The organism is Lactobacillus sp. XV31L (genome assembly GCF_059900865.1).
In genome coordinates, this window is sequence record NZ_JBWXGC010000014.1 from 13,022 (window position 1) to 29,054 (window position 16,033).

The 16,033-nt window shown below is 42.0% G+C and carries 14 protein-coding genes; all 14 read left to right on the forward strand.

From position 1 onward, the window contains the following. The 14 genes from AC2JF7_RS08345 (at position 1) to AC2JF7_RS08410 (ending at position 15,864) form a co-directional block, all read left to right on the forward strand. Positions 1-6,069, forward strand: a complete 6,069-nt coding sequence (locus AC2JF7_RS08345; RefSeq protein WP_500728235.1) for a phage tail tape measure protein — start codon at positions 1-3, stop codon at positions 6,067-6,069. After that, positions 6,062-6,865 carry a phage tail protein gene (locus AC2JF7_RS08350; protein ID WP_500728236.1) on the forward strand — a complete coding sequence of 268 codons (804 nt, stop codon included), beginning with the start codon at positions 6,062-6,064 and terminating at the stop codon, positions 6,863-6,865. The genes AC2JF7_RS08345 and AC2JF7_RS08350 overlap by 8 nt, the downstream gene beginning before the upstream one ends. Then, positions 6,865-10,194 carry a phage tail spike protein gene (locus AC2JF7_RS08355; RefSeq protein ID WP_500728237.1) on the forward strand — a complete coding sequence of 1,110 codons (3,330 nt, stop codon included), beginning with the start codon at positions 6,865-6,867 and terminating at the stop codon, positions 10,192-10,194. Before AC2JF7_RS08350 ends, AC2JF7_RS08355 begins: the two co-directional genes overlap by 1 nt. 9 nt (positions 10,195-10,203) lie before the next feature. Continuing rightward, positions 10,204-10,395 carry a hypothetical protein gene (locus tag AC2JF7_RS08360; protein WP_500728238.1) on the forward strand — a complete coding sequence of 64 codons (192 nt, stop codon included), beginning with the start codon at positions 10,204-10,206 and terminating at the stop codon, positions 10,393-10,395. Then, complete coding sequence (locus AC2JF7_RS08365) at positions 10,364-11,956, forward strand: BppU family phage baseplate upper protein (RefSeq protein ID WP_500728239.1); 1,593 nt, start codon at positions 10,364-10,366, stop codon at positions 11,954-11,956. The genes AC2JF7_RS08360 and AC2JF7_RS08365 overlap by 32 nt, the downstream gene beginning before the upstream one ends. An 11-nt stretch (positions 11,957-11,967) precedes the next feature. Continuing rightward, entirely contained in the window at positions 11,968-12,258 is a 291-nt protein-coding gene (locus tag AC2JF7_RS08370) for a hypothetical protein (RefSeq protein ID WP_500728240.1), read from the forward strand. 14 nt (positions 12,259-12,272) lie between these two features. Then, positions 12,273-12,644, forward strand: coding sequence for a hypothetical protein (locus AC2JF7_RS08375; protein WP_500728241.1), 372 nt, complete (start codon positions 12,273-12,275; stop codon positions 12,642-12,644). Between the two features lie 11 nt (positions 12,645-12,655). Continuing rightward, entirely contained in the window at positions 12,656-12,871 is a 216-nt protein-coding gene (locus tag AC2JF7_RS08380; RefSeq protein ID WP_500728242.1) for a hypothetical protein, read from the forward strand. Positions 12,872-12,907: 36 nt separating this feature from the next. Then, a complete protein-coding gene (locus tag AC2JF7_RS08385) occupies positions 12,908-13,327 on the forward strand; it encodes a phage holin, LLH family (RefSeq protein ID WP_500728243.1) in 420 nt (139 codons plus the stop codon). Continuing rightward, positions 13,320-14,375 carry a GH25 family lysozyme gene (locus AC2JF7_RS08390; RefSeq protein WP_500728244.1) on the forward strand — a complete coding sequence of 352 codons (1,056 nt, stop codon included), beginning with the start codon at positions 13,320-13,322 and terminating at the stop codon, positions 14,373-14,375. The genes AC2JF7_RS08385 and AC2JF7_RS08390 overlap by 8 nt, the downstream gene beginning before the upstream one ends. 179 nt (positions 14,376-14,554) lie before the next feature. Continuing rightward, a complete protein-coding gene (locus AC2JF7_RS08395) occupies positions 14,555-14,692 on the forward strand; it encodes a hypothetical protein (RefSeq protein ID WP_500728245.1) in 138 nt (45 codons plus the stop codon). A 135-nt stretch (positions 14,693-14,827) separates the two neighbouring features. Next, positions 14,828-15,013, forward strand: a complete 186-nt coding sequence (locus AC2JF7_RS08400) for a hypothetical protein (RefSeq protein WP_500728246.1) — start codon at positions 14,828-14,830, stop codon at positions 15,011-15,013. Positions 15,014-15,214: 201 nt separating this feature from the next. After that, positions 15,215-15,565 carry a hypothetical protein gene (locus tag AC2JF7_RS08405; RefSeq protein ID WP_500728247.1) on the forward strand — a complete coding sequence of 117 codons (351 nt, stop codon included), beginning with the start codon at positions 15,215-15,217 and terminating at the stop codon, positions 15,563-15,565. 101 nt (positions 15,566-15,666) lie between these two features. Beyond that, entirely contained in the window at positions 15,667-15,864 is a 198-nt protein-coding gene (locus AC2JF7_RS08410) for a hypothetical protein (protein ID WP_500728248.1), read from the forward strand. Positions 15,865-16,033 lie beyond the last annotated feature (169 nt).

Genomic DNA, 16,033 nt, shown 5'->3' on the forward strand with positions numbered 1-16,033 from the left:
ATGTCAGGAAAAATACCAGCTGGTAAGATTGCTACTGACGTTGTCCTTAATATGGACCAGCCTAAAAAATCACTAACAGAATTACGGCGTGAAGTCACGCAGATGACGCAGGCTTGGAAAGCTGAACAAACTGAGCTCAAGGCGACTGGTAACTCTATTCAAGCTGCGGAAGCTAAATATAAAGGCTTAAGCAAAGCTATGGATAGCCAGCAAAGTTTGATTAACAAGCTTAAAGCTGACCAGGCCAAACTCGATACCACCACTAAAAATGGTGCAGAGGCTTATAACAAACTAGGCAAACAGCTAGTCAGTGCGACGACCAAGTTTAATTCATTACAGTCTCAGCAGGAAAAAGCTAAGACCAGTATGGACTACTACAAGTCTGGCTTAGCTGCTTTGCAAAAAGAGTACAGAAGCTCGACTGAGTCGTCCAGAATTTATGCTGACAGGCTTAAGGCTGAAAACAATCAGTTTGAAGCCAGCAAGGTCAAGATGACACAATATCGGTCATCTTTAAGCAATTTAACTAAGCAACTTAAAGTTCAACAAGAAGAGCTTAAGCGAGTTGCTAGCGAGTCTGGTCGGACCAGTGACGCTTATCGTAGACAAGAGAATCGTCTAAACAAGACAGGGCTATCGCTTGCTGAACTTAAGAGTAAGCAAAAAGATGTCCGCTCGGAATTCAATAAATTTCACCCAACAGGCATCGCTCATGTTGATAAGGCGATAGATAAGTTGAAGCTCGACACTGGCAAATTAGCTTCATCAGCCAAATCTGCCATGTCTAGTCTCAAAACAGCAAGCATCGGACTAGCAGCAGGAGTTGCTGGTGCCGGTGCTTTTGCATTAAAAGGGGCTAAAGAAGCAGGTACTCTGCAAAAAACTTTAACTGAAAACAACAATTTATTGATCACGTCTGGTGAGAAAGCATCTTTAGCCACTAAAGAAGTCACTCAAATGCAAAAGGACGGACGTAAATACTCAGTCCAATACGCTGAATCCCAAAAGAATATTTCTGCAGGTTACCAAGAATTAATCAAGCGTGGTTATGACGGTAAGCAATCTCTTGGTGCGATGAAGGCGATTCTGCAGGCGTCTAAGGCATCTGGAGACAGCTTTGCTGATACTATGCAAGTCACAACCTCAACGCTTGAAGCGTTTGGTATGAGGACCAAGTCGACTGCAGGAATGCTGAAAAATACTCGGATAGTGGCCAACAAGCTGGCGATGGCTGCTGATGCTACTGCTACGGACTTTAAGAGTCTTGGTATTGGGATGAACTATGTCGGCACGTCTGCTAAAACTGCCGGCCTATCCTTAACTGAAACTGCTAGTGCAATGGGTGTTTTGTCCAACTCTGGACTTGAGGCACAGCAAGCTGGTACGGGACTGAGAAAAATCCTAATCAGCCTGCAGACACCGTCTAAGTCTGGTGCTAATGCACTAGAAAAGTATGGCTTGTCGGTTGATGACTTTAAAACCAAGTCTGGGAAACTAAAGCCAATTGCTGAAATATTTAAGAAGATTGCTGATTCCGTGCCCAAGGCTGACCGGTCTAACTTTTTTCATAATGTTTTTGGGACAACTGGGCAAAATGCCGCTGCTATTCTGGCAACTAACACGAAGGAATTGGAACGTGTTAACAAGCAGGTTGCTGGCGCCTACAAAAATGACTATGTTGGCAAATTAGCCAACAAAAACATGAAGGCCACCAAAAACCAGGAAAAGCAATTTCATGAAGCTATAGAAGCTGTTCAGATTGATATTGGTACGGCCATGATGCCGGCACTATCTAAGGCATCTCAGACAATGGTTAAGGTCTTCAATCGAAAATCAACCATGGAAGGCTTGGATAAAATTGCTAAAGGTATTGGCCACATTGCCAACAAAGCCGCTGATTTTGTTGCTTGGCTAGGAAAAGGCGATAATCTGGGCACTATTGTTAAGTATGGCAAAGCCATGCTTCTTGCTTTTGCCAGTTATAAAATCATTAAAGGCATTGCTGCTGTTAAGCGGACACTGTCAGACCTATTTGGCAATACGCTCATTGGTAAGTATAACCAGGATAAGTACAACGCCTCGCTTTTGCTAACTAATAAGTTGCTTCGTGAAAATGCTGCTGCTCAACAAGTCGCTAACAACAGCGGGACTGGCGGCTCTGCTGTTAGTGTTGGCAAGGACATTCTTGAGAATACTGGTAAGAAAGATGCTGAAAAGTATGTTGCCGGTGTATCTAAGAATGTTTTGAATTCTAAGGGCAAAATTAAATTCCGTGCACTCTTCCAGAATGGTACTAAAATTGCTGAAGAAGCTGGCTCAGGAGCTGGTTTAGGCTGGGCTCGCAAATTAGTTGGCAAAGTTGGGGATGCTAGAGTCCTCGGCCAAGCCAAGTGGATGAAGATTTTCCACCCTGCCTCAAAGGCGGCAGAAAAAATTGGTGCCACGAGTGGTAAGGGGCTTATCGGCAAGCTGTTACCAATAACGGCTAAAGGCTTTACAAAAGTAGCATCTGGTGCGGCTGTAGCTTTTGATGCCATTGACATCTTCAAAGGTCTTACCTCAGGTAAAGCTAAGCAGCAGCAACGTGCTAAAGGTCAGTCAATTGGACTGACTATTGGTGGAGCTTTTGGAGCGATTATAGGATCTATTGTCCCTGGTTATGGAACGGTAGCTGGTGCAACACTAGGAGCTTCACTTGGTAAAGCTACAGTTGATTTTGGACCACGGATTTGGGCGAACATCAGGCATGGATCAGACGGCTTGGTAAAATGGTGGAAAAAGTCATTTCTACCGTCACTCGGTTCAGCTTGGAATTCTTTTTGGGATGGACTTAAAACCAATATTAGCAACTTCAACAAAGGACTAGGAGATGCTCGAAAAGGAGCTAACTCAAAAAGTTGGTTTGCACAATGGGGTGCTTCTTTAAAGGCAACCGTATCTGGTGACGATGCAACATTGAAAAAAGCTCAAAAAGGGATGCAGCGTGGGCAGTCGAATTTCTGGAGTGGAATAAATAGCTGGTGGAACGGTGACTACAATGCTGACAAAAAGAAGAAAAAGTCCAAGAAGTCTAAGCTAAGTCCTACTGATGAAAAAGTCATGGCATCGGCTATGGATGTCTCTAAGAAATCCATAGGCAATGTCAAGGCAATGTCTAAGGCCCTGAAAAGCTATGCAGCTAACCTTGGCCGGGTTAAGAGCACCATCAAGAAGAATGATCCGTCCAAAGAATTAAATGCTGTAAGCAAGTCGCTATCCAAACACGAAAAAACTTGGGCAAAACTAGGCAAGGATATCAAGCCGATTGGGGATGCCTTTAAGTATCTGGCCACCTTTGCCAAATCAATGGCCAAGGTTGATGCTTTTAAGGCGCTGACTAAGGACCTGCCAAAACTCGAAAAGTCGCTTAATAGCAACAAAAAAGGCATTATCAAAGGTTTAAAGGACCTAAATAAAGCCTTCGGTGGCAAGTCAGACGGCATTTATAGCAAGGTTAAAAGTGTATCTAAGGTATTCGATGATTTGGATACCAAGGTGTACCATCTTAATAAAAAGCTTGACGACACCACTAAGGACTTCAAAGAAATTGGCAAGGTTTCTAAACAGTTCTCAAATAAGAAAAATAATCCATTTGACAATATGGCAACTGGGTTGGATCGGCTGAAGAAAGCTTTAAAGTCTGACACTAAAAATATTACTAAATATTTTAAAGATCTGACTAAGTCATTTAATGACACAACTTTTAAAGGCAAAAAACAAAAAGGCTTAATTAGTAACTTTAAGGCCATTAATAAGCCACTTGGCAACGTTGACAAGAGCATTGTATCGCTCTCAAAACATATCAAGCCGGTAACTAAGGGCTTTCAGTCAATTAGCAAGGTTGCATCTAAGGGTGCACTTTCAAAAATTGAGAAGAGTATCAAAAAGTTATCCAAGACACTTAAGAAGAATAAGTTTGGCGAGCAGATTGCTAAGCAAGTCAACAAAGCAAATGGAGCCTTCAAGAAAAAGGGCAAGAAAAACTTTGTTACTGAACTAAATAAGGATTTTAGCAGTCTAGAAAAGTCACTTAAGACCTTCAAAAAGCGTTACGACAAGGATTGGTCAGACCTTTGGGACAAGGCTCCTAAAGATGTTGAAAAGGCCATGAAAGATGTTCGCGACAAACAATCCGATGGATTTAAGAAGTTAACTTCCGGATTAAGTTCAAGTTCTAAAAAGTATAACAGTCACTTCAATAGTTGGCTTAAAGGCTTATCAAAGAGCTTCAAGAAGGTCTTTGAAAGTTCACTACCTGGCTATGCTAAGACTGGCATGAACAAAATGATTGCCACAATCAACAAGGCGACAGCTGGCGTTAACAAAGTTATTGGCTCATTTGGTGGTAACAGCAACGTCATCAGCAAGATCCACTTGGCAACCGGTACGGGGTTCTTCGGGAGCCAACGCAAGGCCATTACCAAACCAACACTTGCTGTACTTAACGACGGTCAAGACAGTCCAGAGACGGGTAACCGCGAAGCTATTTATCGTCCAAGCACTGGCCAGGTTGGTCTAGTAAACGGCGTCAACGTGCCTGCGCTACTTGGTCCAGGGGACGAAGTATTCAATGCCACTGAAACCAAGATGCTGGGCTTGACGCACTTTGCAAATGGTACTGGTTACCTAAAGCAGCTTTACGAGCAGGCTAAAGCCTACAACAAAAAGCCAACCGGTACTCTTGATAAGATTTTCAACTTTACGGATAACGCTAAAGGAGGCATGAAGTCCTTAGTTGAGGGTTCACTCAAGAAGACCGGTAAGCAAGCGGTCAACTGGTGGGGCCAACTATGGCAAATGGTTGACGACAAGATTGATGATGATAATGCAACCGGCTTACTTAAGGCAGTCGAAAAGTACGGCGAGGGTCGTAAGTATGTATGGGGCTCTCATGGTCCAGACGCTTTCGATTGTTCCGGTTTAATTGAATACGCCTTAAAGAAATCATTCGGTATCAGTTTGCCAGCTCCTTCAGGTAATCAGTATGCTGCAACACAACACATCAGTAAATCAGCTGCTAAGAAGGGTGACCTAGTGTTCTGGGGTGTTGGAGGTGGCGAACACGTCGGTGTATATGCCGGCGGAAATCGCTACTTCAGTGCTGAATCTCCTGCGCAAGGTATCCACATGAATACCCTGGACTCAGTGGTAGGCAAAGGTGCACCGATGTTTGGTCGCATCAAAGGCATGCCACAAGATGATGCCGGCAAGGTTAAAGGCGACTCTGCTTTAACTAAGAAGATTAAAGTCCAAGTTGGCAGCGGCTTCTGGAAGACAATTGGCAAGATTGCTGACAGATATGGCGTTTCAGCCAACCCTGCCGGCGACGGTGTAGGTCGCTGGAAAGCAGATATCATCAAGGCACTGAAAGAAAATGGCTTGAGCACAAGCAGCTCAATGGTCAGTCGGATAATGCGCCAGATGACCACAGAGTCACATGGTGACCCTAAGGCAGTACAACCGGGTAAGGATCCAGATGGTGACGGTTCAGGACCAGCTCTAGGTCTTATGCAGACCAAGCGAGGTACGTTTGAAGCTAATGCTTTTCCTGGACATAAAAACATCTTTAATGGCTATGATAACCTTTTAGCTGCTTTGCATTACGCTAAAGCTACTTACGGACCAAGCTTAGGCTGGCTAGGAAATGGCAAAGGCTATGCAAATGGCGGGTTCGCTAATAAACCATCAATCTTTGCGGAAGCGGGCTTAGAAGCAGCTATTCCGCTGATTCCAGCTAAGTCTACTAGAGCGTGGGAGCTTGTCGGTAAGACAGTAGCTATCCTTAGTGCTCAAAGTGGACTAGGCGGAAATCTAAATAGCCAAGAGTACCAGCAACAGCAGAAGGAAGACCAAGATTTCAAGCAACAAGTTCTCATGCTGCTTGAGCGACTAGTAATGAGCAATGAAACGCCTTTAGATGTCAAAGTTGACATTGATGGTCGGACGGCATGGCAAGGCTTAAAGCGCTATGCAAAAAATGATTTGCATGGCAGCGTAAATGCACAAAGGAGGGGATTAAGCGGTGCTTGATAGTAATAATCGACCAAAATTAATATACCGAACTCATGCTTCGACTGAGTTCGGTATTTTTGTACAATTTCCATTCAATCTCACACATCCTATTCCTGACTTAAATGCCACACACATAATGGGACGCAACGGCGACTTCATTCAAGATGAGGGGTCTTATCAGAACGTCACGGAGACTTTTAACATTGGTATTGATAGACCACTGAAATATAAATCTCACATGGCAGCTGAATTAGAAATATCAGATTGGCTACGGAGAAACGACTCAGGCAAGTCCTATGACTACCTGAAGTTTGATTTTATTCCTGGCTACGTCTTTGAAGCGGCAATTAAAGACCCGTTTTCAATTACCTGGCAGAGCGACTTTTTTGGAACAGGATCAATCCCGTTCTACTGCAAACCATTCTTAAAACGGGCAGATGGCATTGACTATCGTCCAGTGCCACATATTGATTGCGGCAACTTACCAGGTAAGACTAATCTCTACAACCAGGAGAACACTATCGCTATCCCCGACTGGCATATCGTTGGTAAGGGCGATTTTAAGATGACGATTAATGGGTTCCCGTATGAATTCAATGATATTGATGGCGAGGTCTGGCTTGACGGTCAGGAAGCCAATGCTACAAGTGAAAAGGATGGCGACGACACGACACTAATCAATGATCAGATTCGCTTAGCCAACAATACGACACCGAAATTGTTTCCGGGCGAGAACACGCTTACTTTAAGCGTGGATGCAGGATCAAGCGTTTCAAAAATTGAGTACAAACCAAATTGGGGGAGGTTGATTTAATGGACGAAATTCCAGTTGAAGTTGTCGGGAGTGACGATACCAGCGATGCAGTTGATGCCACTTACCAAGACACGATGGATAATCCCGTTCTGTACGAGAGTGCATTCGATGATGATTCAACCCAAGGGCTGGTCACGCTGGCGGATGCACTCAGCTGTCAGGTAACTTGGAATGCTAATAACTTTCCAACTTTGCAAATGACTTACCCACGAACAGGTGTGGGAGCGAAACTAATTGACTATGATCTAGTAATCATGGCTGATGCTTCCAATAAATGGACACACCAGAAATTTAGAATTGTCACAATTGCCAAGGATATTGATAACTTGGTTATTACGGCAAATCACATTATTGCTGATTTAATTAATAAGCCAACAACATGTGACGTTCAACTACCTTCGTCAAGTGCGACGGATTGTGCTAACTTCATCATCAATAACCTGGCTGGCAATGATCATCAATACTATTTTGATTCTGATATATCGACACTAAGCAATGTCAATATCCCCGCTGGTCCCGCTAGTGACATGTTTATTAGTCCGGACCAGGAGGGAGACGAAGCCACGCAGTCAATTCTGGGGCTGTATGGCGGCGAGTTAGAGTTTGATAACAGAACTATCCATCACAGCAAACAAGCCGGTAGAAACACCGGTATTGTCATCCAGTACGGTAAAAATTTGAAGACCATTGAAGACAATACCGACATCCAGAACACTTATACAGCTATCTATCCAGTTATTAAGTACACTCCTGGTCAAGCAGTAGCTACCCAGGATAATGTGGACTGGAATGACTGGGATAGCAACTGGGACAGCATCGGCTCAGTTACCTACATGGCAGGCGGTGTGGTCAGCATCTATGATTCGCCAGTTAAAGGCCAACATGTCATCGGACAGCTAACAGCTGGTGAGCATGTAACGTTGGGCACAATTGTCAACGATGGTCAGCTCATTCCTAATCCAAACAATCCAACAGGTCAGTTGCAGGTCAACACTATTAACGGTAACGGCTGGTATCCAATCAAAGAGGGTGGCTGGATTGACTCTTCCTGGGTCAATTTCGACAAAAAAGGCGACTACCTAGTTAATCCGGTTACCGGTCATGTCACGGTAAACGGCTCAGGAACTAGCAAAGGAGCTTGGTCCAACCGCTATCAGCTTAAAGGTAAGGCTAAAGTGACCTATAAGGGTAAGAATGGTGGCATCCGTGTTTATCGTGCACCGGAGTTAGGTGATGACCACTATCCAATAGAAGGAGATGTCATCAAGTATGGTGATACGATCTCTTTTGACTGGGTATCGATCAACACTAAGGGAGACACCTGGTACAGAATCGGACCACATCGCTGGGTATTTGGACCCCATATTTCAATCGACAATAAAAAGACGACCGTTGCCTTACCTGTAAAGGGCGAGGGTTATATCTCTGATAATGCTCAGAAATATCATCTCGATAAGAACGGCAAAATGGTCAAAGATAAGAAACATAACACGCAAACGCAGGCCAAAAAACACCAGAACAAGTATATTTATTGGATTGAAAATGGCAAGCAGAAGCGCAAGCCCAATCCTGCATATAAACCAGAAAAAAAGAAGAAGCAACCTGCTAAGAAGCCAGTTGATCAGCACAAGCATAAGATCGACAAGACGATGGAAGTTAATGGCGTGACTTATGTCCACACAGCTGGCGGCTGGGTGACTAGTGGCTCTGTCCACTATCATAAGGAGACTGACAAACCAAAAACACCTACAGAAATCATCAAAGAAATTGCCAAGACTAAAGGTAAGGTTGAGATGTATGACAGCCCGGACCACTTGAGAGCACTTAACTGGTCAATCCCAGACGGTACTAGTCTAGCGATTGACAGAGGTTACGAGGCTAAAGGCGCAGACGGCAAGATGTATGTTCAAGTCACCTATGCTAGTAAAACAGGCTGGATTCGTGAGGACTTCACTAATACCAGTGGAGATGCAGACACAGAGCTGCACTCGCCAGATGATGATAACCTAACAGACGACGGCTCGGTCGAGCAAGACGTACAAGAGGTTACGGTTGACATTGGCACGGTCTATGCAAGTGAAGGTCTTAAGATTGAGAATGACCGTATACAGCGCGTCGACTTGAGCGAATACTTCAAGCATGACGACCAAGACATGTCAGGACAACAGCCAGACGGTACCTTCCTGCAGACAGCAGCTGATGAGGAACAGGCCCGTGAAATAGCTGAAAACTATATCAAAGAACACAAGATTGGCGAAGTTAGCGATAACTTCACTGTCGATGTCTTGGAACAAACCGGCATCATTGGGGATGCAACAGCACTCAACTTATACGACTATGTAGACGTTGAGCATGAGCAAATTGGTATTCATCATCCAGGAGAAGTCACGGGGACGGTCTACAACTGTCTGACACACAGAAATGAGCAAATTACTGTCGGTAATCCTCCTAAGATGTGGCAGCACTTACTACTGCAGCAAGCCAACGACAATGCCGAATCTTTGCACAAACAGACTTCAAGTAAGATTAAAAACGCAATTACTTTAGCAGATAAAATCCGCAATGCGCTAAAGCTTGAAGGCAAAGCCCGAGAAGAAGCAGAAAGACAAATTGCTAAGGATATTGGTATTATCACGGATAATGTTGATGATTTAAGTGGTAGACAAGATGAATTTGACAAAGATCTAATTAATTTTGGTAATCAAATGGATGAGATGGATGCTGTCATAAATTCTGGCGGTAGTGGTGTTTTGCAATTTATTGATGCAAGTGGTAGACAAACATATGACAAACCTATAAAAATTGTTGCTAAAAATTATAATGGTTCAATGATGCAATTTAATGGGAATGGCCTTGAATATAAGGACCAATACGGTGTAATGCAATCGGCTATCACTATCGACGGTAGAATTGGGGCACATGTGTTTGAAGGAGTTGTCGTTGAAGCATTAACAGTCAACTCATTCAATCTTAATGGCAAATTGAGAGCTAGGGTTGGTAACTCAGAAATTACTATTGGCAGGGTGAACGACGCTATGCCACCTGGACTGGGCGGAGCAATAGTTGGAAATCATGGTGTAGTAGTATCTAATGGTAGCGATGCGGTAATTGTTAATAGCAAAAACATTTGGATGGTACGTGACAATGTTCTTAATACTAAGATCTCAAGTGGTAGTGATGGCAGTTTAATAAATGGTCTAAAAATTTCTGATGGACATATTAGTGATAGCTTTGGCATGTTTTTGAAAAATGCGGATGGAATAGCATCGATTAAAGACTGGGTTAGATACCACTGGACAGGTAAAAAAACATCTTGGGACTTTATGTAAGGAGATAATATGGATAATTTAGCACGAAGATTAGCTAGTAATATGGCAGTTGAGATTGCAAATCTTAATATTCAACTAGCACAAAAACAAATTGAACTTGATGAGCTAAAAGCACGCAATGACGAGCTTGAAACGCAGAACAAGAACTTAAGAAAGGTTGGTGACAAGAATGAGTCTGGCAGAGATAAGTCTAGCGACTAACAAGTCGAACTACTTACCAGGCGACGACAGGCGGGAAGTAAGACAAGACGAAAAAGGATTGGTGCTACCAGTCCATATATTAGATGCTGAAACAGACTATGACTTAACGGGCATGGCTCTTCAATTTAATGAAATGAAGCTTGGAGACAAGGTGGTCATAGATAATGGTAAAGGAGATGAGTCGGGGAAGTTTGAAATCGTAGATGCGAAGAGTGGGAAATTTAAATACACACTTCAAAAGCAGGTTTACGCTGAAAGTGGCACGTGCTGGTTCTCAATCATGAAGGGTGATGAAATTATTGACACAACTAAAGACTTTTACATAGATGTCGACAAAGCTGCAGCGATTCACGTTGATAATGACAATTATGTATCTGAACTTCAAGCTCAAATCAATAATTTGAAAGCAACTGTCCAGCGATGCAAAGACACACTTGATCAAATGCTAGCCACAAGTGATAACAAGGTTACTGCTGCAATAAATGATTCTAAAAAGAGACTAGATGAAGTAATCGGAAAGTTTAATACTTACGATGCTAAATATAATCAGTTAATAGCTGACTGGACAGATAAGTTGACCGAAATAGTTAAAGCAGCTAGCGATGAAAGGGCTAGCATTCAGGCCTCAGCAGATGCTCAATTATCTAGCAATAAAAAGGCTAATGATGATGCTATTGCCTTAGCCAATAAAAATTTTGGTAACAAGCTAGCCGCCTTTCAAGCGGATTATGATGCTTGGAAAAAGACAGCTACTATCGATTTTCAAAAGCAACTAGATGACTTGAAATCCAAGCTAAAAGATGATGAAAAGGCTCAAGCAGACTTAGAATCTGCTATTAAGTCTGCTCAATCTGCCGTTGATAAAATTCAGGATGTAGATTTCACTAAGTTTGCTCACAAGGAAGACTTAGCTAATATCCACACTTTCTCTAATCCGGAAATTGTTGACGACACAGTTAATCCTGATAGCATACTCACCGCAGGCATCTACTACTCTAAAAACGCCTTTAGCTTTAGTAAAAAGTCCATGCCATCTGGCTATCATGCAGGTCGCAGCTACCTTTTTGTTTTAGATGGAGATAATGCAGGTAGTAGCGTGCTCTACCAGCAGCAGTTCCTTTTCCAAGCAAACAAGTTCGATTACACCGTCTGGTACCGTGCTGGATACAAGTATGGCACTGACAGCTACTGGTATGTGGCCTGGCAAGACATAAAAGATGACCTAAGCAAATTGAAGCAGATTAGTATTAATGGCGGCACGCCGGTCGGCCCTGATTCTAAAGGTGTGGTTAACCTCACTGTGCCTAATCCTGATTTATCGGGATTAGAAACCAAAGCAGATGCAAAAGCTGCTCATGATAGTTTTGAAACCAAAGCTGATGCAAAATCTGCGCATGATACGTTTACGACTACTGTTAATTCGATCAAAGGAGACATAACGACTATGAAAGTAGATATTGAAGCGCTCAAAAAACGTGAAATCTTCCATTATTCTGATACGGAAGCAGATGGAGCTACTTATTCTAGCAAGAACCCAAATGTTTTTGTGGGCACACCATAGGGGGGTAAAGTATGGAAGCTAATGGAAAACAAATCAGTAATTTGTTTTGGAAAGGCACGAAATTTACCGAAGATAAATCTGGTAAATCAGTTCAATTTAAGCGTACAGTAAAGGTTAATAACATCATAGCAGCAGATGGCAGTATTAGTCATGATTTAAACTACGATATAAACATAGGCTCTGGCACTCTCGGCTTTGTTATTTTAACAACATATAAAAACTCTGTATATACAGGAAATAATGATGCATTTAAAGTGATTTGCGGCTGGGTTTCAAAAGACGATATTCAAATATTGGACTAAGGAGGATTAATTGTATGTTTAAAAATATCAATGATAATTTTGAACAAACACTAGCGGGTCTATCAATCATAGCAATTGGTGCATCCCTCTGGTTTGATCGAAATTATTTTTTTTGGCCACCTGAACTAGTGAAAACTTTAAATGACCAGCGGCTAGATGTAATTGTGCTAATTCTGGGTCTAGGATTACTCGCGTTCGCTTTAGCAGGCAATCCAAGTAAGTCCTGGCAGCATGTACTTCTAATTCTTTGTGGGTCAGTTATCTGCATGCTAGCTATTACACAGATGTGGCACGCAATCTATGCTGGGCAAGGGCAAATGGCCCACACAGTTATTGGAGATTTGATTATTTTTATTTTAATAATTAGGTCAGCATACAAGAGTTAAGGGGTGGTCACTTGCACGAGTTGGTAAGCAATTTACAAGTGATTGCTGCAGCATTAGGTGCGATTGCCACGGCGTGGGCTGTTTTTCACAAGTCAAACCGCGAGGATTACACCAGTATAATCGAAGAATTGAAAAATGAACGTGATGAGTATAAGCATGAGTATCATGCTGAACACGAGCAGCGCAAAAAATTGGAAAGAAAAATAGAGAAACTAAAAGAGCACTAAGTTAGTGCTTTTTTATATGGAAAGGATTTTTAAATAATGAACATTAAAGAAATGTTAGACATGGGTTACTATGCTTTGATTGCATTAGCGATTATTGCTTATTCAGGAATTAAGCTTTACAGCTTACACCACACCATTAAGAATAAGTGGATTGCTCAGATTCCAGACTTAGCAACGGCTTTTGTTCATGAGGCTGAAACTACTGGCGGAGATGGTACTAAGAAGATGGACATCGTCATCACGAGCGTTTGCAATATCCTGCGGGACCACAAGATAAATATCACGCCGGACATTGAAGCGGCAGTCAAGGCTTATGCTGAAAAAGAAGTGGCCAAGCTGAATCAGAACAAGCCAGTAGAAGCTGAATCTATCGAAGCTCAATCAGTTGATGACTTTGATGAAGACACGGTTGTTGATATGGTCAAAGGGACTGCTGGAGCTGATAAAGATGCTTAACGTCATTGACGTCTCGAATAACAATGGAGGCTTAAACGTGGGCAACGTCAAGGCTGACGGCGTGATTGCGAAGGCAACCGAAGGCAGCAACTTCACAGACGGCTTAATGCCGATGTTTATGAAACAAGCTATTGGTTCTGGTAAGCTGACGGGACTCTATCACTTTGCACGACCAGGAAGCTGGCAGGAGCAGGCCAATTACTTTCTACGAAGTGCCAAGCCATATCTTAAACACTCAATCATTGTCCTGGATTATGAGAGTACTGTCGTAACTTATGGAGGCGTGCAGTGGGCCCTTAATTGGTTAGACTATGTCTATAAACAGACAGGCATTAAGCCAATGATCTATATGGGTCTGGCAGACGAAAATTGTTATAACTGGACTCCAGTGGCCAAGAAGTATGCGCTGTGGGTGGCTCAATACAATGACATGAATCCGCACTACGGGTTTAAGCCTCGAGTCATCTACGGCAGAGTACGACGCTGGAGTAAGATGGCGATGTTCCAATACACGGCCAATGGGCGCCTGGCTGGTTATGCAGGACCATTAGACTTGGATGTATATTATGGCAGCCGTAGCGATTGGGATAAACACAAAATAAATGACACAGAAGGAGCTGATAGAGAGATGACATGGAAGGTTAAGGTGCCAATCACGGCTTACGGTGGCTTTTTAGTGACCAAGAAGGCCGGAGCTACACTATGGGCTAATCCTGATAACGAAAAGAAGGAGGGGATGCTGGCATACAACAAAGAGATAGTGGTCACAGGATACGAGAAGGGCTTCTTTAAGACCAGCAAGGGCTACATTGACCCCAGAACCGGAATCTTTAAGAAGAACCCACTCATTGATAATCCTGACATCCATTGTGTGATTGAAGTTGTGGGCAAAGCTAAAGGCCACGCCGAGCCTGCCGGACCGGTCACCGGTCGACTATTCGCCAAGGGTTCTCGTTATAAAGGCTACAAAGTGCGCAAGAACTACGTGCAAATTGGCGGCGGCCAAAATAAGTGGATTAATGGCGACAAGGTAAAAGTCATCTTGTAAATTTATATTAATGTACTCAGAAAACTATTAGAAGAATAAGCAAAAAAATAAAGCCACTCTGGAGATTAGTTTCTCTGGGGTGGCTTATTTTTGTGCAAAAAAATAAATTAACTATCAATTATCATTGACAATGTACGCTAGATAGTGTATTATATAATATGTAAGGAGGTGAAAAATAGATGGCAAAGAATAAAAAAAGACTTCAACAACAAACAACTGAAGAAATTGCTAAGTACACCGCTATAGCGGCTTGGGCAGTACCAGCTACCGCGCTTATCAATTTAATCAAAACAATTGTTAAAGCCTTTTTAAATTAGTAAGTAGTGGAGCAAAAGCTCCACTCTTTGCTATCTAAATTATATCATGAGCAAAAAAGAAATGAAATATTATACGTCAGCAGTAATTGCTATTTTAATTGGGATTATGCTATTTTTGATTGGAGAAATTATTTAATGGAAAAGATTTCGGATGCGCGAATTCGTGCAAATAGAAAGTGGAATAATAAAAACAAAGAAAGAAAGCGATATTTGGATAAGCGCTCTACAGCTAAAAGTTTTATATTAAAAGATGCAACTGAAGAAGACTTAGAAAATATTTTAAAATATGTGGAAGAAAGAAAAAATAATTTAAAAATTTAGCCAGCCTTGCCAAGAGCATGGCTTTTTTTATGCACTAAAAAAGTCCCCAGCGTGGGGACTTCAAAGTAAAAGAAGCTCAAAAAGAACTTCACATAAATAGTAACTTATTTTGATTTTTTTTGCAATTCTGCTTGACATGTACTATTTAGAGTGTATAATGGAATTATAAAGTAAAAGAAGTTAAGAGAAAGGAACTTTAAGATGATTATTACTAAAGCAGAAATTACAGAAGTTGCAGCAAAGAAGTTGATTGACGAGTTTGATTTAAAAGCTTGGTCAAAGGGTGACAAGGCCCCACGCTACTACCTAAATGAAGACGCCTTGAAAGAAATCATTGGACTTGAGCAAGACTTCTACAAGTCAGGCAACGTCAAAGATTGTTTCTACATAGACAGAGATGGGGAAAAGGTAAATGTCGCTCATAGCAGAGCGTATGGCCGTGGATATTATAGCCATAAGACTTATATCAGTGAGAACAAAATTGTTACTGATTGGAACCCGTATGGTGTCGACATGGCATCCGAAATTGCTTTCCGTATCAACAATAAGTAAACGAAAAAAATTAAATTATTTCTCAAATAATTGTTGACAATGTACACTGAAGAGTGTATTATATAAGTATAAAGAGTTGAGAAACAAAAGGAGAACCAAAAATGACTAAAGTAGAATTTAACAAGAACACTGAAACTGAATACGATGTAATGATGAATGGTGATAGCTACGGTATTTTAAAATTTGACGCCGACCAAAATGTTTGGGTTTTATGGCCAGATGATATTGATGACGCTGTCAGCTACTTCAAAGATTTAAACGACACTAAAGAAACTATCGTTGATGAACTAGCAGCTTAATTTAAAAGCTACTGAAAAGCCCTACCTTTACAGGTGGGGCTTTTTTGTGTGTTCCCAAATGTGTTCCAATTTCAAAACCGATAGAACTTCTTAAAACAACTTTTGCTGTAAAATCAACGATTTCGGCACCATTGGATAAGCTCAGAAAGCTAAAAATAGTTCAGACTAA